The sequence below is a fragment of the Kitasatospora sp. NBC_01250 genome (assembly GCF_036226465.1).
Lineage (GTDB): Bacteria > Actinomycetota > Actinomycetes > Streptomycetales > Streptomycetaceae > Kitasatospora.
In genome coordinates, this window is the sequence record NZ_CP108476.1 from 8240440 (window position 1) to 8262471 (window position 22032).

The following is a 22032-nucleotide window of genomic DNA, read 5'->3' on the forward strand; positions in this document are numbered from 1 at the left end:
AGCAATCCGATCCGAGACGGGTACCACAGGGAGTTCCGTGTCCAGTTGCAAGGTCTGCTCGCTCAAGGCCGACCACCCCGGCGTGGTACTCGACGACCAGCAGGTGTGCAATCTCTGCAACCTGGACTTCGCCGAGGACCTGCTCACCAACTACCGCTACACCAATGAGGTGTTCACCGAGTTCCAGCAGGCGCCGCCGTCCGGCGGGGAGTACGACTGCCTGTTCATGTACAGCGGCGGCAAGGACAGCACCTACATGCTGGACAAGTTCGTCAACGAGTACGGCAAGCGGGTGCTGGCCTTCACCTTCGACGTGCCGTTCGAGAGCGTGCACGCCGCGCAGAACATCGCGCTCGCCCGGGAGAAGATCCCGGCCACCTTCGTGCTGGACGCCGACGACGACAACATCAAGCTGATGATGCGCGAGGTGTTCAACCGTCCGGCGCCCAAGAAGCCGGGCAAGTACCTGGACGAGAAGCTGCCCTGCGTCTCCTGCCGGACCTTCTTCGTGCTGCGCGCGATCCTGATGGCCTACCGCCAGAAGATCCCGTACATCGCGCTCTGCGCCGACCCGCAGCAGATCCTCACCATGGAGTCCAACGTCCGCGAGGTGGTGCGCGGCTTCTACAAGACCTTCGGCGAGCGGCTGACCGACACCCTGTTCGGCGGCGAGCTGGAGGAGCTGCTCTTCGACGAGGACGAGAACCTGCCGAAGATCGTCTTCCCGTTCATCGCGATGCGCCACGAGTACGACCCGGACCGGATCGTCGAGGAGCTGCGCGCCAAGGGGCTCTACCAGTCCTCGCCGCTGGAGACCCACTGCACGCTGTTCCCGCTGCTGAACTACTACTCGTTCAAGAATTTCGACTGCATGTTCTACAAGCTCAACGCGGCCAGCCATGTGCGCTCGGTCAAGCGCAACGCCGACTACGACCGCAACACCTTCAGCATCAAGTTCCCCCGCTCGCTCGACCTCGCCGACGTGGAGTCGAAGCTGGGCGAGGTGGTGCGGGCGATCGCCGCCGGCGAGGGCAGCCGGGCGGACCACGAGGCCACGCTGGTGGAGGTGTTCCAGCGGATGGACGCCTCCGAGGACGCCGCCCGCTTCGTGGCCCAGAGCTTCCTCGACATGCGTTCGGTCGCCGCCGACCTCGGCATCACGCTCAGCTGAGAAGCGAAGGGAATCCCGTCATGACTGTTTCCGACTCCGATGTCGCGATCATCGGCATGGTCTGCCGCTTCCCCGGCGCCGACTCGGTCGAGCGCTTCTGGGACGTACTGCGCGAGGGCCGCGAGACGCTGACCCGCTACACCGACGAGGAACTGCTCGCCGCGGGCGTGCCCGCCGAGCGACTGGCCGACCCGCGCTACGTGAAGGCCGGTCAGACCATCCCCGACGTCGACCTGTTCGACTCCGAGCTGTTCCAGTTCACCCACGACGAGGCCGAGATCCTCGACCCGCAGCACCGGATCTTCCTGGAGTGCGCGCTGCAGGCCCTGGAGCGGGCCGGCTACGACCCGGAGCACACCGAGGGCCACATCGGCGTCTACGCGGGTGCGGGCATGAACACCTACCTGCTGCACAACCTCGGCGAGCGCTACCGGACCGCCAACTCCATCGACCACTACCGGCTGATGCTGGCCAACGACAAGGACTTCCTGGCCACCCGGGTCTCCTACAAGCTCGACCTGCGCGGCCCCAGCATCAACGTCAACACCGCCTGCTCCACCTCGCTGGTCGCCGTGCACACCGCCTGCCTGGCGCTGCTCAGCGGCGAGTGCGAGCTGGCCCTGGTCGGCGCGGTGCACCTGGGCTCGCAGCAGGGCTACCAGTACCAGGAGGGCATGATCTTCTCGCCGGACGGCCACTGCCGGGCGTTCGACGCGAACGCCCAGGGCACGGTGATCGGCAGCGGCGCCGGCGTGGTGGTGCTCAAGCGCCTCAAGGAGGCGCTGGCCGACGGCGACTGGATCCACGCGGTCATCAAGGGCTCGGCGGTCAACAACGACGGCTCGCACAAGACCGGCTACACCGCGCCGAGCATCGCCGGGCAGGCCGAGGTGATCGCCGACGCCCAGGAGGTGGCCGGCGTCGAGCCGGACGGCATCGGCTACGTGGAGGCGCACGGCACCGGCACCCCGCTCGGCGACCCGATCGAGGTGGCCGCGCTCACCGAGGCCTTCCGCCAGGGCACCGACCGGACCGGCTTCTGCGCGCTCGGCTCGGTGAAGACCAACATCGGCCACCTGGACACCGCCGCCGGCCTGGCCGGCCTGATCAAGACCGCGCTGATGCTGGAGCACGGCACCCTGGTGCCGAGCCTGCACTACACCGCGCCCAACCCCGACATCGACTTCGCCGCGAGCCCGTTCTTCGTCAACACCGAGGCCACCGCCTGGCCGGCCGCCGACGGGCCGCGGCTGGCCGGGGTCAGCTCCTTCGGGATCGGCGGCACCAACGCCCACGTGGTGCTGCAGGAGCCCCCCGCCAGGACCGCCGCCCCGCGCGGGCGCGACTGCGAGCTGCTGGTCCTCTCCGCCCGCTCCGAGGCCGCCCTGCAGCAGGCCGCCGCGGCGCTGGGCCGCCACCTCAAGCAGCACCGCGAGCTGGACCTGGGCGCGGTGGCGCAGACCCTGGGCCTGGGCCGGCGCAGCCACCCGCACCGGCTCGCGCTGGTGGCCCGCGGCACCCGGCAGGCCGCCATGGCGCTGGCACTGGGCGACGAGGAGCAGCTGCGCCAGGGCGTGGTGGGCCGCGAGCCGACCGCCCCCGTGCTGGTGCTGACCGGCGCCGCGGCCGAGCCCGCGGACAGCGCCGAGCTGTACCAGGCGGTGCCGCAGTACCGGGCGGCGGTCGACGCCTGCGCCGGCGCGCTGGGCCGGCCCGGTGCGGCCGAGGCGCTGCTGGGCGAGGGCGGCCCGCGGGCCGGCTTCGTCCACGAGTACGCGCTCGCCCGGACCCTGCTGGCCTGGGGCGTGGAGCCCGCCGGGCTGGCCCCCGGCGGCACCGGCCTGGCCGTGGCGGCGGCGCTCTCCCAGGCGCTGCCGCTCGCCGAGGCGCTGGCCCTGGCCGAGGGCGGCGCGCCGCTGCGGCCGCAGGCGCCGCGGCTGCCGGTGCTCGCGCCGGGCACCGGTCGCTGGCTGACCGAGGAGGAGAGCCTGCTGCCCGGCAGCTGGACCGCCGCCGGACGGGTGACCGAGGGCCTCGCCGAGCTGCTCGCCGAGGCCGGTCGGCACCCCGTCGCGCTGACCCCCGCGGCCGGTGAACCGGGCGGTCTGGCACACCTGTTGGCCCTGGCCGGGCAGCAGTGGGTGCTCGGCGCCGAGCTCGACTTCGCGGCCGTGCACGAGGGCAGCGAGATCCGCCGGGTGCCGCTGCCCACCCACCGCTTCGAGCGGCGCCGGCACTGGGTCGAGCCCGGCGCCCACACCACCGCCGCCGCGCCCGCGGACGCCGAGCGGCTGATCGCCAGGTTCGATCCCGAGGACCGGCAGCAGAACGTGGAGCTGGTCACCGACTACCTGGTCGAGGGGATCGGCAAGGTGCTCGGCGGGCGCCACCTGGCGGCCCTGGACACCAACCTCTTCGACCTGGGCCTGGACTCGCTGGTGCTGATCGAGGTGGTCGCCCGGCTCGGCGAGGAGCTGGACTTCGCCGTCCCGGCCACCTCCTTCGTCGAGTTCCCGACCATCCGCAGCTTCGTGGACAACCTCGCCGAGCTGATGGGCTTCGCCCCCGGCCCGCAGCCCGGGGCGGCGGCCCCCGCCACCCGCACCTCCCGGCGGGCCCAGCGGGCCGCGGCCCGGCAGGACTAGGCCGTGTCTCATCATTCCCGCCGGGCGCGCGAATGATGAGACACACTCTGCCCCCGCCCCTCCGGCTTCCCCACCCGTCGTCCCAGCGGCGGTAGACACCGGGCCCGCTGACCCCGCGCCCGATGACCCTGTGAGAGAGAGAACTGTGGACGACAAGCGGAAGCTGCTGCTGAGCCTGCTGGCCCGGGGTGCCGGTACCCCGGCCCCGGCGAGCGAGGGCGTGGCGATCGTCGGTGTCGCCGGCCGCTACCCGCTGGCCGGGACGGTCGGCGAGCTGTGGGACAACCTGCTCGCCGGCCGGCACTGCATCCGGGAGGTGCCCGCCGACCGCTGGGACGCCGACGCGCACTTCGATCCCAGCGGCGTGCGCGGCAGTTACAGCAAATGGGCCGGATTCATCGACGACGTCGACAAGTTCGACCCGCTCTTCTTCCAGATCTCGCCCGCCGACGCCGAGGCGATGGACCCGCAGGAGCGGCTGTTCCTGCAGACCGCGGCGGCCACCCTGGACGACGCCGGCTACCCCGCCGCCACCCTCGCGGCCCAGGGCCGGGTGGGCGTCTTCGTCGGCGTGATGAACAGCAACTACGAGTGGATGGGCGGCGAGGCGAACGCGCTGGGCGTGCCGAGCGACGCGCACTCCAACCACTGGTCGATCGCCAACCGGGTCTCCTACACCTTCGACTTCACCGGCCCCAGCCTCGCGGTGGACACCGCCTGCTCCGCCTCGCTGACCGCGATCCACCTGGCCTGCGAGAGCCTGCGCACCGGCGAGTGCGCGGCGGCGATCGCGGGCGGCGTCAACCTGATCCTGCATCCCATGCACCTGCGCACCCTGGCGCAGCGCGGGATGATCGCGCACGACGACCGGCTGAAGAGCTTCGGCGCGGACGCGGACGGCTTCGTCGACGGTGAGGGCGTGGGCGCGGTGCTGCTCAAGCCGCTGGCCAAGGCGCTGGCCGACGGCGACCGGGTGCTCGGGGTGATCCGTGGATCAAGCATCAACTCCGGTGGCAAGACCGGCGGTTACACCGTGCCGAGTGCGGCTGCGCAGACCGCGGTGATCCGCGCGGCGCTGGAGCGCGCCCAGGTGGCCGCCGAGACCGTCGGCTACGTGGAGGCGCACGGCACCGGTACCCCGCTGGGGGACCCGATCGAGATCGCCGGGCTGCTGGAGGCCTTCGGCGGGCGGATCGACCCCGCGTCCGACCGGGAGCGGCCCGCCGTCGCGGTCGGCTCGGTCAAGTCCAACATCGGCCACCTGGAGTCGGCGGCGGGCATCGCGGGCCTGACCAAGGTGCTGCTGCAGTTCCGGCACCGGCTGCTGGTGCCCTCGCTGCACTCGGCGCGCCGCAACCCGGAGATCGACTTCGCCCGCACCCCCTTCGAGGTGCAGCAGACCCTGCAGCCCTGGGTGCACCTTGAGCGCCCGGACGCGGACGGCGCCACCGAGCGCCTGCCGCTGCGCGCCGTGGTCAGCTCCTTCGGCGGCGGCGGCGCCAACGCCTGTGTGGTCGTGGAGGAGTACCTGCCGGTCGGCGCGCCCGAGCCGGTGGCGGCCGGGTCGGAGCAACTGCTGGTGCTCTCCGCCAAGAGCGAGGACCGGCTGCGGGCGAGCGCGGCGGACCTGGCGGCCTTCCTGGGCCGGGCCACCGTGCCGGGCCGGCCGGCCCAGGACCCGGAGCACCGAGGGCTTGCCCGCGCCCAGCGGCTCTGCCTGCGGCTGGCCGCCGAAACCGTGGGCGTGGCCGTGGAGTTCCTGGACCTCGGCACCGAACTGGCCGACTGCGGCTTCGGCGTGGCCGAGCTCGCCCGCTACCACGCGCTGCTGGCCGCCGAGTCGGGCACCGAGCTGACGGCCGCCGCGACGAGTGCGGACACCATCGGCGCGCTGGCCGCGGCACTGGCCGCCTCCTCGGCCGACGCCGACGCCGACGCCGACGCCGACGCCGGGCCGGCGGCCGAGGACGCGGACCTGCGGCTGGCCGATGTCGCCCACACCCTGCAGGCGGGCCGCACCCCGTACGAGTTCCGCCTGGCCCTGGTCGCCCGCTCGGCGGCCGAGGCCGCCGAGGTGCTGGCCGGCTACGCCGCCGGGACCGGAACACAGCAGGGCCGGGTCAGCACCGGCCGGGCCGCCCGCGCCCGGATCGAGCTCGCCGGGCCCGAAGCCGCCGCGCTGGAGCAGGCGGTGGCCCGGCGCGACCTGGCCGCGGTGGCCGAGCGCTGGGTGACCGGCGCCGGGGTCGACTGGGCGCGGATCACGCCCGCGGCGGCCCGCCGGATCGAGCTGCCCGGCTACCCGTTCGCCCGGCGGCGCTACTGGATCCCCCAACTCCCCGCCGTCGCCGACGCCGTGGCCGAGCCGGCAGCCGAGCCGGTGGCCGAGGAGCTGCCCGACTTCTACCGCCCGCTCTGGGTGCGGGCCCAGGCGCCCGCCGCCGAGCCCGCGCGTCCTGGGCAGCGGATCGTCGCCCTGGTGACCGCCGCCTCGCGCTGGCTGGGCGAGGCCCTCGCGGCCCACCAGCCGGACGCCCGGGTGGAGTTGGTCCGGCTGGACGAGCAGCCCACGCAGGTCTGGCTGGCCGCGGCCGCCCGCGCCGACCTGGTGCTCCACCTCGGTGCGGCCGGCGCCGGGGTGACCGACGGGCTCGGCGCCGAGCAGGCGGCCGAGCAGCTGCGGTACGGCTCCCACGCCCTCTTCCACCTGCTGCGGGCCGCGGCGGTCGACCGGGTGGTGGCGGTCACCAGCGACGTGCACCCGGTGGCGGGCAGCCCGGTGCGCAACCCCTTCGGCGCCGGTCTGCACGGTCTGCTGCAGGTCGCCCCGAAGGAGTGCCCCGAACTGCGGGTGGCCGGACTCGACTTCGCCTCCGAGGAGTTCAACGGCCGGACGGCGTCCGAGGCCCTCCGCCCGCTGCTGGACGCGATCCTGGCCGAGCCCCTGGACGGCACCGGCCGCACGGCGGCCCTGCGCGGCGGGGTGCGCTACCTGCGCCGCCTGGGCAAGGTCGAACTGCCCGAGAGCGGACCGGTCTTCCGGGACGGCGGCGTCTATCTGCTGATCGGCGGCACCGGCGGCATCGCCCAGGAGCTGAGCCTGCACCTGGCCCGGCGCCACCGCGCCAAGCTGCTCTGGTTCAGCCGCGGCGCGCTGACGGCCGAGCAGCAGGCCGCGGTGGCCGCGATCCAGGCCGCCGGTGGGCAGGTCGCGCACCTGCGCGGCGACGCCTGCTCGGCCGCCGACCTGACGGCGGCAGTCGCCGAGGCGCACCGCCGCTTCGGCGCCCTGCACGGGGTGGTGCACGCGGCGATGGTCTTCGACAACCACACCCTGGCCGACCTCGACGAGGCTTCCTTCACCGCCGCGACCAAGGTGAAGACCGAGGGCGCGGCGGTGCTCGCCGCCGCCCTCGCCGGGCAGTCGCCCGACTTCCTGGCCTACTTCTCCTCGGCCGGCTCCTTCGGCAGCTTCGCGGGCAACGGCGCCTACATCTGCGCCTCGGCCACCGAGGACGCCTACGCGCTCTTCCTGCGCGAGCGCCTGGACTTCCCGGTCACCGTGATCAACCAGGGGTACTGGGGCCAGGTCGGCTCCGGGGCCCAGCCCGGCCTCGCGGAGATCTTCGCGGGCCTGGGCATCAGCGGCTTCAGCGCCGCCGAGGGGATCGCCGCCGTGCGGCGGATCCTGGGCAGCGGCCTGCCGCAGGCGATGCCGATCCGGGCCAACCGCCGTGCCCTGGAGGCGATGGGCCACGACCCGGCGCTCGACGGCGAGTCGTACGGCGGCGGCCACCCGGCCGCCCTCGCCGGTGCCGCCGCCCGACTGGGCGCGGGCACCGCCACCGACCCCGCCGCCGCCCGGGTGATCGCCGGCTACCAGGAGCTGGAGGCGGTCTCCGCCCCCATGCTGCTCGGCGTCTACCAGCGGATGGGCGTCTTCCGGCGCTCCGGCGAGCGGCACCACAGCGAGCACCTGCGCGGCGCCCTCGGCATCCAGGGCCGGTTCCAGCGGCTGCACGAGGCGCTGCTCAACATCCTGGCCGGGGCCGGCTTCCTGGCCCGGGACGGCGAACAGGTCACCACCACGGCCGCCGTCGACGCGGTCGACCAGGCCACGGCGGCGGCCGGCTGGACGGCCGAGTTCGACCGACTGGCCACCGCCTACCCGGACATCGAGCCGACGGTCACCCTCAACCGGCTCTTCCTGGAGGCCTATCCGCAGATCCTGCGCGGCGAGGTGGGCGCCACCGAGATCATGTTCCCCGGCTCCTCGATGAAGCTGGTGCAGAACTTCTACAAGGGCAACCCGCTCACCGACTCCTTCAACCTGCTGGTGCGCGAGACGGTCCGCTGCTTCCTCGACCTGCGGCTGCCGCAGCTGCCGGCCGCGGCGACGATCCAGGTGGTCGAGCTGGGCGCCGGCACCGGCGCCACCAGCGAGCGGGTGCTGCCGGCGCTGGCCGAGCACCCGGGCCGGGTCGGCTACACCTTCACCGACATCTCGCCGCGCTTCCTGGAGTTCGGCCGCGAACGCTTCGCCGAGCGCTACCCGTTCACCCGCTTCCAGGTGCTCAACCTGGACCGGGAGCTCGCCGAGCAGGGCTTCGAGCCGGCCTCGGCGGACATCGTGCTGGCCACCAACGTGGTGCACGCCACCAGGAACCTGCGGGCCACCCTGCGCCGGGCCAAGGCGCTGCTGCGCCCCGGCGGCTGGCTGGTGCTCAACGAGCTGACCTCGGTGCGCCCGCTGCTGACCATCGGCGGCGGCGTGCTGGAGGGCTGGTGGGTCTTCGACGACGGCGAGCTGCGGATGCCCGACTCGCCGCTGGCCTCGCCGCAGGGCTGGGCCCGTCTGCTGCACGAGGAGGGCTACACCCAGGTCCGGGCGCTGGGCGCGGACCGCGCCGAGCTGGGCCAGACCGTGCTGGTCGCCGAGAGCGACGGGGTGGTGCTGGGCGCGGTGCCGACCGTCGCCGCTGCCGCGCCGGGCGAGACCGCCGACGCCCCGGCCGGCACGACCCCCGCTACTGCCGCTGCCGCTGCCGCCGACACCGTCGGCGAGCGGCTGCGGGAGCTGGTGGAGCGGGTCCTCAAGCTGGAGGAGCGGATCGACCCCGACCGCCCGCTCGCCGACTACGGGTTCGACTCGCTCAGCGGCATGAAGATCGTCTCCGCCGTGGACGACGCCTTCGGGGTCAGCGTGCCGCTCGGCGACTTCTTCGAGCGCCCGACGCTGCGCGAGCTGGCCGCCCATCTGGCGGCCGGCTGGCTGGCCGACGCCGTCCCGGCCACCACGCCCGAGGCCGCGCCCGCCCCCGCGCCCGCCACTGCCGAGGCCGCACCCGCCGCCACGCCCGCCGTCCCCGCACCCGCTGCGGCCCCGATGGCCGCCCCCGCCGCCGTGGCCGCCGAGCTCGTGCTGCGCCCGCGCCGGGAGCGCCAGGACCTCGATCTGACGGTCCATCAACTCTCCGAGGGACAGCGCGCACTGTGGGTGATCGAGCAGATCGCCCCCGGCAACTACGCCTACAACCTGCCGCTCGCCCTCTGGCTCGACCGCGACCTCGACGTGCTCGCCCTGCGGGTGGTCCTGCAGGACCTGCTCGACCGCCACGAGGAGTTGCGGGCGAGCGTGCGCACCGGCCCCGACGGGCCGTTCGTCCGGATCGCCGCCGAGCCCGAACTGCCCTTCCAGCAGGTCTTCCTGACCTCGGTGGCCGAGCAGGAGGTGCTGGCCCGGATGCGCACCGAGCTGCGCCGCACCTTCGACCTCGCCGAGGGCCCGCTGCTGCGCGCCACCCTCTACACCCTCGGCGACGGCCGACAGGCGCTGCTGCTCGCCTTCCACCACCTGGTCTTCGACGGGGTCTCCATCGCCCTGCTGCTGGCCGAGCTGGAGCAGGGCTACCGCACGGTCCGCGCGGGCCGCCTGCTGCCCGCCGACCGGCCCGCCCGCAGCTATGCCGACTTCGCGGCCTGGCAGCGCGAGTTGCTGGCGAGCGCTGAGGGGCAGCGCCTGCGGGAGTACTGGGTGGAGCGGCTGCGCGGCCGGCAGACCACCGTGCCGCTGCCACTGGACCGCCCGCGCCCGCCGGTGCCCGGCTTCCGGGGCGCCAGTGTGGACGGCCACCTGCCCGCGGCACTGGCCGAGCAGGCCCGCGCGCTGGCCGCGGCCGAGCAGGTCTCGCTCTTCGGCGTCCTGCTGGCGGGCTGGTTCGCGCTGCTGCACCGCTACAGCGACCAGGGCGACATCGCGGTCGGCACGCCCACCGCGGGCCGTCCGGCCGGTGGCTACGAGGACGTGCTCGGCTACTTCATGAACATGGTGGTGCTGGCCGAGCGGATCGAGGGCGAGGAGCCCTTCCGGGCCCTGGTCCGCCGGGTCCACCGGACCACCCTGGGCGCGCTGGAGCACAGCGCCTACCCGCTGATCACCCTTGCCGAGGAGCTGCGGCGGGCGGACCTCGCCTCGGGCGCGCCGTTCAACGTGGCCTTCTACTTCCAGAACTGGACCCGCGGCGCGCAGGCCGCCGACCCGGGCCGGGCCCTGGTGCTCGGCCCGGTGGAAGGCGTCCACCAGGAGGGCGAGTTCGACCTGACCCTGGAGGTGGTCGAGCAGGCCGAGGGCTGCCGCTACTCGCTCAAGTACGACCCCGAGCTGTTCGACGCCGCCACCGTCGAGCGGATCGGCGAGCACTTCGCCACCCTGCTCGCCGACGCGGTGCGGGCGCCCGGGACCACCGTCGGCGAGCTGGAGCTGCTCACCGCGGCCGAGCGCGAGCAGCTGGCCCCGCCTGCCGCCGCCGACTACCCGGCCGACACCCTGGTCTGGGAGCTGGTGCGGCGCCAGGCCGAGGCCCGCCCCGGCGCGGTGGCCGTCCGCTACCAGGACACCGAACTGACGTACCGTCAGCTGGCGGACAGGACAGTGGCATTGGCGGAGCGCCTGACGGCCGCCGGGGTCGGCCGCGGCCGTACCGTGGGCGTCCTGCTGCCGCGCGACGCCGACCTGCCGGTGGCGCTGCTCGCCGTGCAGGCCGCCGGTGGCGCCTACGTCCCGCTCGATCCCGCCTACCCGGCGCAGCGCCTGGCCTACATGGCCGAGGACGCCGGGCTGCACCTGATGCTCACCCACTCCACCGTCCAGGGCGACCACGGCGCGGTGCCCCGGCTGCTGGTGGACCAGGCGGACGTGCAGCCGCCCGCCGCCCCCTCGCCCGGCCCCGCCGGGCCCGCGGACACCGCCTACGTCATCTACACCTCCGGCTCGACCGGCCGGCCCAAGGGCGTGCGGGTCCCGCACCGGGCGCTCACCAACTTCCTCTGGTCGATGGCGCGGGAGCCCGGCTTCGGCCCGGCGGACACGCTGCTGGCGCTGACCACGGTCTGCTTCGACATCTCGGGCCTGGAGCTCTACCTGCCGCTGATCAGCGGCGGCACGGTGGAGCTGGTGGCCACCGAGACCGCCCGGGACGGCCTGCGGCTGCGGGCGGCCGTCGAGCGCTCCGCCGCCACCGTCGTCCAGGCCACCCCGGCGACCTGGAGCATGCTGCTGGCCGCCGGCTGGCAGGGCAGCGCCGACCTCACCGTGCTGTGCGGCGGCGAGGCGCTCTCCGGCGACACCGCCCAGGCGCTGCTGGCCGGCAACCGCGCGGTGTGGAACCTCTACGGGCCCACCGAGACCACCATCTGGTCGGCGGCGAGCCGGCTGGCGGCGGGCGAGCGGGTGACCATCGGCACCCCGATCGCCAACACCGTGCTGCACGTGCTGGACAGCGCACGCCGCCGGGTGCCGACCGGGGTGGCCGGCGAGCTCCACATCGGCGGCCACGGGGTGGCCGACGGCTACCTCGGCCGCCCCGAGCTGACCACCGAGCGCTTCCTGCCCGACCCGTGGGCGGGCGACCCGGACGCGCGGATGTACCGCACCGGCGACCTGGTGCGCCGGCTGCCCGACGGCCGGATCGAGTACCTGGGCCGGATCGACTCCCAGGTCAAGGTGCGCGGCTTCCGGGTGGAGCTGGAGGAGATCGAGGCGACCCTGCGCCGCCTGCCCGGCGTGCGCGAGGCCGTGGTGGTCGCCCGTGACCTGGGCGGCGGCAACCACGCGCTGCTGGCCGCCTACCTGCTCGCCGACGGCGCCGCCGAGCCGACCCGCGAGCAGCTGGCGGCCTGGCTGCCGGAGCACATGCTGCCCGACGCGCTGATCCGGGTCACCGGCTTCCCCCGCACCCTCAACGAGAAGGTGGACCGGGTGCGGCTCGCGGGCCTGTCGCCCGCCGAGCTGCGGGCCGCCTTCGGCGCCGCGGGCGCCGGCGAGCCGCACCCCGCCGCCGAGGCCGTCGGCGGCCCCGGCGAGCGGCTGCAGGCACTGGTGGCCGACCTGGCCCGGCTGGTCGCCGGTCTGGTCCAGGCGCGCCCGGAGGAGATCGGCGCGCGCACCCCGCTCGGCGAGGTGGGCATGAACTCGGTGACCTTCACCGCGCTCAGCGCCGAGCTGCGCAAGGCGTACGGCATCGAGGTCTACCCCACGCTCTTCTACCGCCGCGGCACCCTGCTCGCGCTGGCCGAGCACCTGTGGGAGCACCACCGGGCCGAGCTGGCCGCCCGGTTCGGCAGCGCGCCCGCTCCGGCCGGGGCGACGGTCGCCGCCCCCGAGCCCGTCCGCGAACCCGCGCAGCCGGGCCGCCCCGAGGACATCGCGGTGATCGGCATGGCCGGGCGCCTGCCGGGCTCCGCCGACCTCGAGGAGTTCTGGCAGCACCTGGCCGCCGGCGACGACCTGGTCGGCGAGATCCCCGCCGACCGCTGGGACTGGCGCGACCAGCCGCGCTCCCGCTCCCGCTGGGGCGGCTTCGCCCCCGACGTCGACCGCTTCGACGCCGCGTTCTTCGGGATCTCCCCGCGCGAGGCCGAGTTGATGGACCCCCAGCAGCGCCTGATGCTGGAGGTGGTCTGGTCGGCGATCGAGGACGCGGGCTACCGCCCCTCCGAACTGGCCGGCAAGCGGGTGGGCGTGTTCGTCGCGGTCACCAACTCCGACTACCTGGAGGTGCAGCGGGCCGCCGGGCGCGGCACCGAGGGCCACACCCTCACCGGCGCCGCGCTCTCCATCATCCCCAACCGGGTCTCCTACCTGCTGGACCTGCGCGGCCCGAGCATCGCCGTGGACACGGCCTGCTCCGGCTCGCTGACCGCCGTCCACCAGGCCTGCGCCGCACTGCGCGAGGGCAGTTGCGACCTGGCGATCGCCGGCGGAGTGAGCCTGATCCTGGCGCCGGGCGTCTACGAGGCGCTCAGCCAGGGCGAGATGCTCAGCCCCGACGGCCGGTGCAAGGCCTTCGACGCCCGGGCCGACGGCTACGTGCGCGGCGAGGGCGCCGGCGTGGTGCTGCTCAAGGCGAACGACCGGGCCCGGCGCGACGGCGATGCGGTGCACGCGGTGATCAAGGCGGTCGCGCTGGGCCACGGCGGGCGCAGCACCTCGCTCACCGCCCCCAACCCCGACGCCCAGGCCGACCTGCTGGTCGAGGCCTACCGGGCCGCCGGCGTGCCGCTCGCGACCGTCGGCTACATCGAGGCGCACGGCACCGGCACCGCGCTGGGCGACCCGATCGAGACCACCGGGCTGAGCACCGCCTTCCGCCGGCTGCGCGCCGAGCGCGGCCCGGCCCCGGCGGCCGGCTGCGCCATCGGCTCGGTCAAGACCAACATCGGTCACCTGGAGGCCGCCGCGGGCATCGCCGGGCTGTTCAAGGTCGCGCTCGCGCTGCGGCACGGCACGATCCCGGCCAGCCTGCACTTCCAGGAGCAGAACCCCTACCTGGAGCTGGACGGCGGCCCGTTCGAGGTCGCCGCCACCGCCCGACCCTGGCCGCGCCCGCGCGACGAGGCCGGAGGAGAGCTGCCGCGCCGCGGCGGGGTCAGCTCCTTCGGCTTCGGCGGGGCCAACGCGCACCTCGTCCTGGAGGAACCGACCGTGCCGGACATCCGTGCGGAGCAGGCCGCGGAGCAGCTGTTCGTGCTCTCCGCCCGTGACCCGCAGGCGCTGCGGCTGACCGCCCAGCGGCTCGCCGACCACCTGGCCGGGCAGCAGGTCCACCCGGCCGACCTCGCCCACACCCTGCAGCTGGGCCGCGAGCCGATGGCCCACCGGCTCGCCGTGGTCGCCCACGGCACCGCCGCGCTCCGCACCGAGCTGGCCGAGCACCTGGCCGGGCGCCCGTCCTCGGTGCGCACAGGACGGGCCGAGCGCGCCGCCGCCGACGTCCCGGCCGCCGCGACCGGGGACCCGGGCGATCTGAGCAGCCTCGTGGACGCCTGGCTGGCGGGCGCCGAGGTTAACTGGGCCGCCCTGCACCAGGGCGCCGCGCGCCGCCGGGTGCACCTGCCCGCCTACCCGTTCGCCCGCACCCGGCACTGGGTCACCCCGGCGCAGGCCCCCGACGGGGCGCCCGCCCGGCTGCACCCGACCCTGCTGGACGCCGACCGCTCCACCGCCGGGCAGCAGGTGTACGCCAAGACGCTCACCGGCGAGGAGTTCTACCTGCGCGACCACGTGGTCGGCGGCGAGCTGGTGCTGCCCGGCGTGGCCTACCTGGAGATGGCCCGCCTGGCGGGCGAACTGGCCGCCGGACAACGGCCGGTGCGCGGTGTCGACGGCCTGGTGTGGGCCAGCCCGGTCCGCCTCCCCGCCGGTGGCGAGCACCGGCTGGAGGTCAGGCTCACCGGGACGGCCTTCGAGGTGGCCGGTGCCGGCGACGGTGCCCCGGTGCACGCGCGCGGCACCCTGCTGCTCGGCGAGCCCGGGCCCGCCGAGCGCCCCGCCCCGGTCGACCTGGCGGGCGTGCGCGCCCGCTGCACCCGGGTGCACCCCGGCGCGGAGTGCTACCAGGCCTTCACCCGGCTCGGCTTCGCCTACGGCCCGAGCTTCCAGGTGATCGAGGAACTCGCCGAGGGCGAGCACGAGGTGCTGGCGACGCTGCGACTGCCCGCGGAGCGCCGCGCGGACGCGGACGCCTACGTCTTCCACCCCTCGCTGCTCGACGCGGCCCTGCAGACCGCGGGCCGGCTGGCCCCCGGCGCCGGCGACCCCGCCGTCCCGGTGCCCTACCTGCCGTACTCGCTGGGCTCGGTGCGCCTGTACGGCCGGCTGCCGGAACAGGTGCACGCCCACGCCACCCGCGCCCGGCGCCCGGTGCCGCCCGGCACGCTCGGCTTCGACGTGACGCTGCTCGACATGAGCGGCCAGGTGGTCGCCGCGATCGAGGACTTCACGCTGCGCGCGGTGCCCGTGCGGCCGCCGGTGGACGCGGTGGCCGCCTTCGAGCCCCACTGGCAGCCCGCCGAGGCCGCCCGGCGCGAGCTCACCGGCACCGTGCTGCTGCTGGACGCCGGCTCCCAGGGCATCGCGGTCGGCGCCGCGCTGGCCGAGCTGGGGGTGACCACCCACCGGATCGAGCTGGGCGCCGGCTTCGACGCCGCGGCCGCGGTGCGGGCCGGGCAGCACGGCCCGGTCCACGTGGTGCAGCTGGCCGGCGAGCAGCGCGAGCCCGGCAGCGCGCTGGAGACCGGCTTCCACGCCGCGCTGGCCTTCCTCCAGGCTTGGCAGCGCGAGCGGCGCGGCGCGCTGCGCCACCTCTACGTCCACCGCGACCCCGCCGCCTCGCCGGTCCACCCGGCGATGGCCGCCTTCGCCCGCTCGGTGCGGCTGGAGCACCCGGCCGTCGACTTCGGCGTGCTGGCGGTCGCGACCGGCTCCCTCGCCGAGGCGGTGGTGGCCGAACTCGGCGCCGAGGGCGAGCCCGAGGTACGGATCGGCGAGCTGGGCCGGACCCGGCGCGCCTGGCGACAGGTCGAGCTGCCCGCCGCCACCGGCGCGGCGTTCACCGGCCCCGGCGCCCAGCTGATCACCGGCGGCACCGGTGCACTCGGGCTGCTGCTCGCCGAGCACCTGGCCGGCGTGCGGCGCGCCGCCGGGCTGCCCGCCGACGCGATCGTGCTCGCTGCCCGCCGCACGCCCGACGCGCGGACGCGGGAGCGGATCGCGGCCATCGGCGCCACCTTCGTGCAGGCCGACCTCGCCGACGCCGCCCAGGTGCGCGCGCTGGTCGCCGGGGCCCGCCGCGACCACGGCGCGGTCGGCGGCGTCCTGCACGCCGCCGGAGTGCTGCGCGACGGCCTGCTCCAGCGCAAGGAGCGGGCGGACGCGGATGCCGTCCTGGCCGCCAAGGTGCAGGGCACGGTGCTGCTCGACGAGGCGACCAAGGACGAGCCGCTGGCGCACTTCGTGCTCTTCTCCTCCGCAGCCGCCGCGTTCGGCAACATCGGCCAGAGCGACTACGCCTTCGCCAACGCCTTCCTGGACCACTTCGCCGCCGAGCGCGAGCGGCAGCGCCACAGTGGCGCCCGGCGGGGCCGCACCCTCTCCGCGGCCTGGCCGGTCTGGGCGGACGGCGGCATGCGGATCGACGCCGCCGCCGAGGAGTACATGACCCGGGTGCTCGGCATGCGCCCGCTGCGCACCGCTCCCGGCCTGGCGGCGCTGGAGCGCGCGCTGGCCGGCGGCGCGTCGCACCTGCTGCTCGCCCCGGGCGACCCGGCGCGGATCCTGGCCGCCCTGGAGGGCGGCCAGGCCCGGCCGACGGCGGGCCCGGCCGCCGCGCCGCAGGCCTCGGGCGACGCGCAGGCACAGGCCGAGCAGCTGCTGCTGCGGCTGCTGGCCGAGGAGTTGAAGCTCCCCGAGACGGAGATCACCGTCACGGAGTCCTTCGACCAGTACGGCGTGGACTCGCTGATCACCATGAGCCTGGTGCGCCGGCTGGAGGAACACTTCGGGCCGCTCTCCAAGACCCTGCTCTTCGAGTACGTGACGGTCCGTGAGCTGGCCGGCCACCTGGCGGCCGAGCACCCGCAGGCGCTCGCCGCGCCCGCCGTCCCGGCCGCCGCACCCGCGCCTGCGCCCGTGGCCGAAGCCGTCGCAGCGCCCGTGGCCGCACCCGCGCCCGTCGCGCCGTCCGTGGCCGCCCCCGTGGCCGAGCCTGCGCCCGCGCCCCTCGCCGCTCCGCTGCGCCCCGCCGCCGGGAGCGAGGAGATCGCCATCATCGGCGTCGCCGGACGCTACCCGCAGGCCGACGACGTCGACGAGTTCTGGCGCAACCTGCGCGCCGGCCGGGACAGCGTGGAGGAGATCCCGGGCGAGCGGTGGGACCACGACGGCTTCTACAGCCCGGACAAGTCCGTCTTCGGCAAGACCTACGGCAAGTGGGGCGGCTTCGTACGCGGCGCCGACCGCTTCGACCCGCTCTTCTTCCGGATGTCGCAGATCGAGGCCGAGCACACCGACCCGCAGGAGCGGGTCTTCCTGGAGACCGTCTGGCACCTGCTGGAGGACGCCGGCTACACCCGCGAGCAGCTGCGCGGCACCCGCACCGGCGTCTTCGTCGGCATGATGTACGGCCACTACCAGCTCTACGGCGTGCAGGAGGCGCTGCGCGGCACGGGCTTCGCCACCTCCTCGTCCTACGCCTCGGTGGCCAACCGGGTCTCGTACTTCTTCGACTTCGCCGGGCCCAGCGTCGCGCTGGACACCATGTGCTCCTCCTCGCTGGTCACCATCCACCAGGCCTGCCTGGCGATCCGCAATGGCGACTGCGAGGTGGCGGTGGCCGGTGGCGTCAACATCTCCAGCCACCCGGTGAAGTTCCTCCAGCTCGCCCAGCGCGGCTTCCTCGCCGAGGACGGCCGCTGCCGCAGCTTCGGCGAGGGCGGCACCGGCTACGTGCCGGCCGAGGGCTCCGGTGCGGTGCTGCTCAAGCGGCTGGACGCGGCCCTCGCCGACGGCGACCGGATCCTCGCGGTGGTCAAGGCCTCCAGCGTCAACCACGGTGGCGCGGGCGCGGGTTACAGCGTGCCCAACCCCAAGGCGCAGGGCGACCTGGTGCGCGCCGCGCTCGACCGGGCCCGGCTGAGCGCCGCCGACCTGGACTACCTGGAGGCGCACGGCACCGGCACCGCCCTCGGTGACCCGGTGGAGGTCAACGGCATGCTGCGGGCCTTCGGCAAGGAGCTGCCCGAGCAGCTGCCGATCGGCTCGGTGAAGTCCAACATCGGGCACGCCGAGTCGGCCGCCGGGATCGCCGCGATCACCAAGGTGCTGCTCCAACTGCGCCACGGCGAGCTGGCGCCCTCGCTGCACGCGGACCGGCTCAACCCGAACATCGACTTCGCCACCACACCGTTCCGGGTCCAGCGCGAGGGCGCGCCGTGGCCGCGCCGGGTGCTCGCGGACGGCACGGTGCGGCCCAGGACGGCGGGGGTGAGCTCGTTCGGCGCGGGCGGCACCAACGCCCACATCATCCTGCAGGAGTACCTCGGCGAGCAGGCGCCACCGTCCGTCCCGGCCCCCGGCCCGCAGCTGGCCGTGCTCTCCGCCAAGGACGCCCGCCACCTGACCGCGCAGGCCCGCCGCCTGGCGGCCCACCTGCGCGCCGAGGGGGCCCAGGCCGCACCCGCCGAGGTCGCCTGGACGCTGCAGAGCGGGCGCGAGGCGATGGCCCACCGGCTCGCGGTGCTCTTCCACGACCTGCCGGAACTCGCCGCCCGACTGGAGGAGTCGGCGGCCGGCGGCCAGCCGGCCGGGAGCTGGACCGGCGTGGTCGACCCGCGCCGCCCGGCCGCGGGCGAGGCACCGGCCGCCGAGCCCGCCGCCTGCGCCGAGGCCTGGACCGCGGGCCGCTCGGTGGACTGGTCGGCCCTGCACCCCGGCACCCGGCCGAGGCGGGTGCCGCTGCCCGGCTACCCCTTCGAGGGCGACCGGGTCTGGCTGGCCGCCGCCGACGCCGAACTCGCCGCGCTGAGGACCGTCGCGCCGACCACCGCCCGGCCCACCAGCGCCGTGCCGACCCCCCAGGGCACGGGCGAACCCGCCCCCCAGGGGCTGCTGCTGACCCGGCAGTGGGTCCCCGCCCCGGCCGCCGCCCGCACCGCGCTTCCCGGATGCACCGCCGTGCTGGCCGTGCCGGGCACCGAGGCGCTGGCTGCCCGGCTGGCGGCTCTGCTGCCCGCCGCCGAGGTGCTGACCGGCGAACGGCTCACCGCGGAACTCGCCGACCCCGCCACCCGCTGGGACCGGTTCGACGCCGTGGTCGACCTGGCCGGCTGCGCCGACCCGGCGCTGCCGCCCGCCCACTCCCTGCTGCCGAGCTGGCTCGGCTGGCTCCAACACCAGGTCGACCAGGGGCGGCGCGAGCTGTCCGTGCTGCTGGTCTCCCGCGCAACCGGGAGCGACGAGGGCGGCGAGAGCGGCCAGGCCGGCCCGGTGGGCCTCGGCGGCGCGGCCCGGGTGGGCCTGTACCGGATGCTCCAGAGCGAGTACCGCCACCTGCGCTCGCGCCACCTGGACCTCGGGCGGCGGACCACGGACGAGCAGCTGTGCCACTGGGTGGCCGAGGAGCTGGCCACCGAGGGCGACCTGCCCGAGATCGCCTACCGGGACGGCATCCGGCACCGGTCCGAGCTGCGCGAACTCCCCCAGGGCGGCCACGGCGGGCAGCGCGAGCCGCGCTTCCCGGCCGGTTACGTGCTCTGGGTGACCGGCGGCACCCGCGGCCTGGGGCTGCTGACCGCCCGGCACTTCGTCGCCCGGCACGGCGTGCGCAAGCTCGTCCTCACCGGCCGCGAGGCGCTGCCGCCCCGGGCCGAGTGGGCCGGTCACATCGCCGCCGACGGCCCGCTCGGCCGCAAGCTGCGCCCGCTGGCCGAGCTGGTCGCGCAGGGCGTCGAACTGGAGGCCCTGGCCGTCCCGCTGGAGGAGCCGGAGGCACTGGCCAAGACCCTGGCGGAGGTCCGGCGCCGGATGGGTCCGGTGGGCGGGGTGGTCCACAGCGCCGGCTTCACCGACTTCGAGAACCCCGCCTTCGTGCGCAAGACGCAGACCGGCATCGCCCGGGTGATCGGCCCGAAGATCCTCGGCGTCGACGCACTGGTGGAGTGCTTCCGCGACGAGCCGCTGAGCCTGTTCGTGCTGTACTCCTCGGTCGCCGCCGTGCTGCCCGCGCTCGCGGTCGGCCAGAGCGACTACGCGATGGCCAACGCCTACCTGGACGCGGTCGCCGAGGCCCGCCCGTACGGTCTGCCGCTGGTCAGCGTGCAGTGGCCGAGCTGGAAGGAGACCGGCATGGGGGAGGCGCGCAGCGCCGCCTACCAGGCCTCGGGCCTGGCCGCCCTGACGGACGAGCAGGGGCTCGGCCTGCTGGACCGGGCGCTTGCGAGCGGTGCCCGGGTGGTGCTGCCCGCGGTGGCCAGGGCAGGTGCCGACTGGCGCCCCGAGCGGCTGACGGCCCGTCGGCTGGAGGCGGTACCGGCTGCTCCGGCTGCTTCGGCGCCCGCCGCGGCGGCTGCGCTCGCGCCGACCCCCGCCGCCGCACCGGCAGCGGCAACACCCGCCGCTGGCAAGGAGGCTCAGGGGGCGATCGCGGCGGTGGCCGGCTGGCTGCTGGACCGCCTCGCGGCGGACCTCCGGTTCGACCGGGCGAGGCTGACCGGTGACGTGCCGGTGCAGGACTTCGGCATCGACTCGATCATGGTCTCCCAGCTGGTCCAGACCGTCGCCAAGCGGCTCGACGTCTCGGTCGACCCCTCGGCGCTGCTGGAGTACCCCACGGTCGACGGCTTCGCGGCCTACCTCGCCGAGGAGCACCCGGTGGAGCTGCTCGCCGCCTTCGGCACGAGCACCCCGAGTACCGCGGGCACCCCGGGCAGCGTGGGCACCCCCGTTGTCGCAGCCCCCGCGCCCGCACCCGCACCCCAGCCCCCCGCGCGCCCCGCCGCCGAGCAGCCCCGCGCCACCGGCGACATCGCGGTGGTGGGCCTGTCCTGCCGGTTCCCCGAGGCCGGTTCGGCCGAGGCGTACTGGGAGCTGCTGCGCCAGGGCCGTTCGGCGCTGCGCCCGATCCCCGAGCGGCGGTTCGGCCGCCCGCTCGGCTACCACGCCGGCCTGCTGCCCGAGGAACTGCGCTTCGACCCGGAGGCCTTCCTGCTCTCCGAGGCGGACGTCGCGGCGATGGACCCGCAGGCACTGCTGCTGATGGAGGAGGTGCACCGCGCCGTGCACCAGGCCGGCTACCGTCCGGCCGAGCTGAAGGGCCGCCGGATCGGCGTCTACGTCGGCGGCCGGGCCACCCACACCCCGGACGGCGCGCTGCTGGAGCAGGCCAAGAACCCGGTGGTGGTCACCGGGCAGAACTACCTGGCCGCCAACATCTCGCAGTTCTTCGACTTCCAGGGTCCCAGCCTGGTGGTCGACACCGCCTGCTCCTCCGCCCTGGTGGCGATGGACATGGCCGTGCAGGCGCTGCGCGCGGGCGACATCGAGTCGGCCGTGGTCGCGGGGGTGAGCCTGCTCGCGGACGACCGGGCCCACCAGGTCTTCGGCCGCCGCGGACTGCTCAACCCGGGCGCCGAGTTCCACGTCTTCGACAGCCGGGCGGCGGGCCTGGTGCTCGGCGAGGGCGTCGGCGTCGTCCTGCTCAAGCCGCTGGCCGCCGCGCAGGCCGACGGCGACCGGGTGCTCGCGGTGCTCAAGGGCATCGCGATCAACAACGACGGCCGCACCGCGGGCCCGGCCACGCCCAACCTCCAGGCGCAGAAGGAGGTGATGGTGACGGCACTGACCCGCAGCGGCCACCAGCCGCAGGACGTCGGCTGGGTGGAGGCCAACGGCTCCGGCTCGACCGTCACCGACCTGCTCGAACTCAAGGCGGTGGAGGGCGTCTACCGCAGCGGGTCCGCGCAGCCCGTGGCGCTCGGCTCGATCAAGCCCAACATCGGCCACCCGCTGGCCGCCGAGGGCATCGCCGCCTTCGTCAAGGTGGTGCTGATGCTGCAGCACCGCGAGCAGGTGCCGTTCGGCTCCGGTCAGGAACCGCTGAAGCACTTCGACCTGGCCGCCTCCCCGCTGTACTTCCCCAGGCAGGCGCAGCCCTGGCCGGCCACGGCCGAGCTGGCCGCCATCAACTGCTTCGCCGACGGCGGCACCAACGCCCACCTGCTGCTCGGCCCCGCGCCGGCCGGCCACCGCGGCGCCCGCCCGCCGCTGCCGCAGCCCGAGCTCAACCGCCGGGTGATCGTGCGGGGCACCGGCGAACCCGTGGCGCCCGCCGCCACGGGCCTGTTCTGGGACAGCTACCGGTGACCGCGCCGACGCTGCGCGCC

The 22032-nt window shown here is 75.3% G+C and carries 3 protein-coding genes; all 3 read left to right on the forward strand.

Going from position 1 to position 22032, the window contains the following annotated elements; all coding sequences use genetic code 11:
* Positions 1-37 precede the first annotated feature (37 nt).
* The 3 genes from OG500_RS34745 (at position 38) to OG500_RS34755 (ending at position 22012) form a co-directional block, all read left to right on the forward strand.
* Positions 38-1171, forward strand: coding sequence for an OzmP (locus OG500_RS34745; protein WP_327070810.1), 1134 nt, complete (start codon positions 38-40; stop codon positions 1169-1171).
* A 20-nt stretch (positions 1172-1191) separates the two neighbouring features.
* Complete coding sequence (locus OG500_RS34750; protein WP_329586157.1) at positions 1192-3816, forward strand: type I polyketide synthase; 2625 nt, start codon at positions 1192-1194, stop codon at positions 3814-3816.
* A gap of 145 nt (positions 3817-3961) precedes the next feature.
* Entirely contained in the window at positions 3962-22012 is an 18051-nt protein-coding gene (locus OG500_RS34755; RefSeq protein WP_329586161.1) for a non-ribosomal peptide synthetase, read from the forward strand.
* The last annotated feature ends 20 nt before the right edge of the window (positions 22013-22032 follow it).

Coding starts and splice junctions, on each gene's coding strand:
- OG500_RS34750 (WP_329586157.1), top strand. CDS start 1,192: ATGACTGTTTCCGACTCCGATGTCGCGATCATCGGCATGGTCTGCCGC.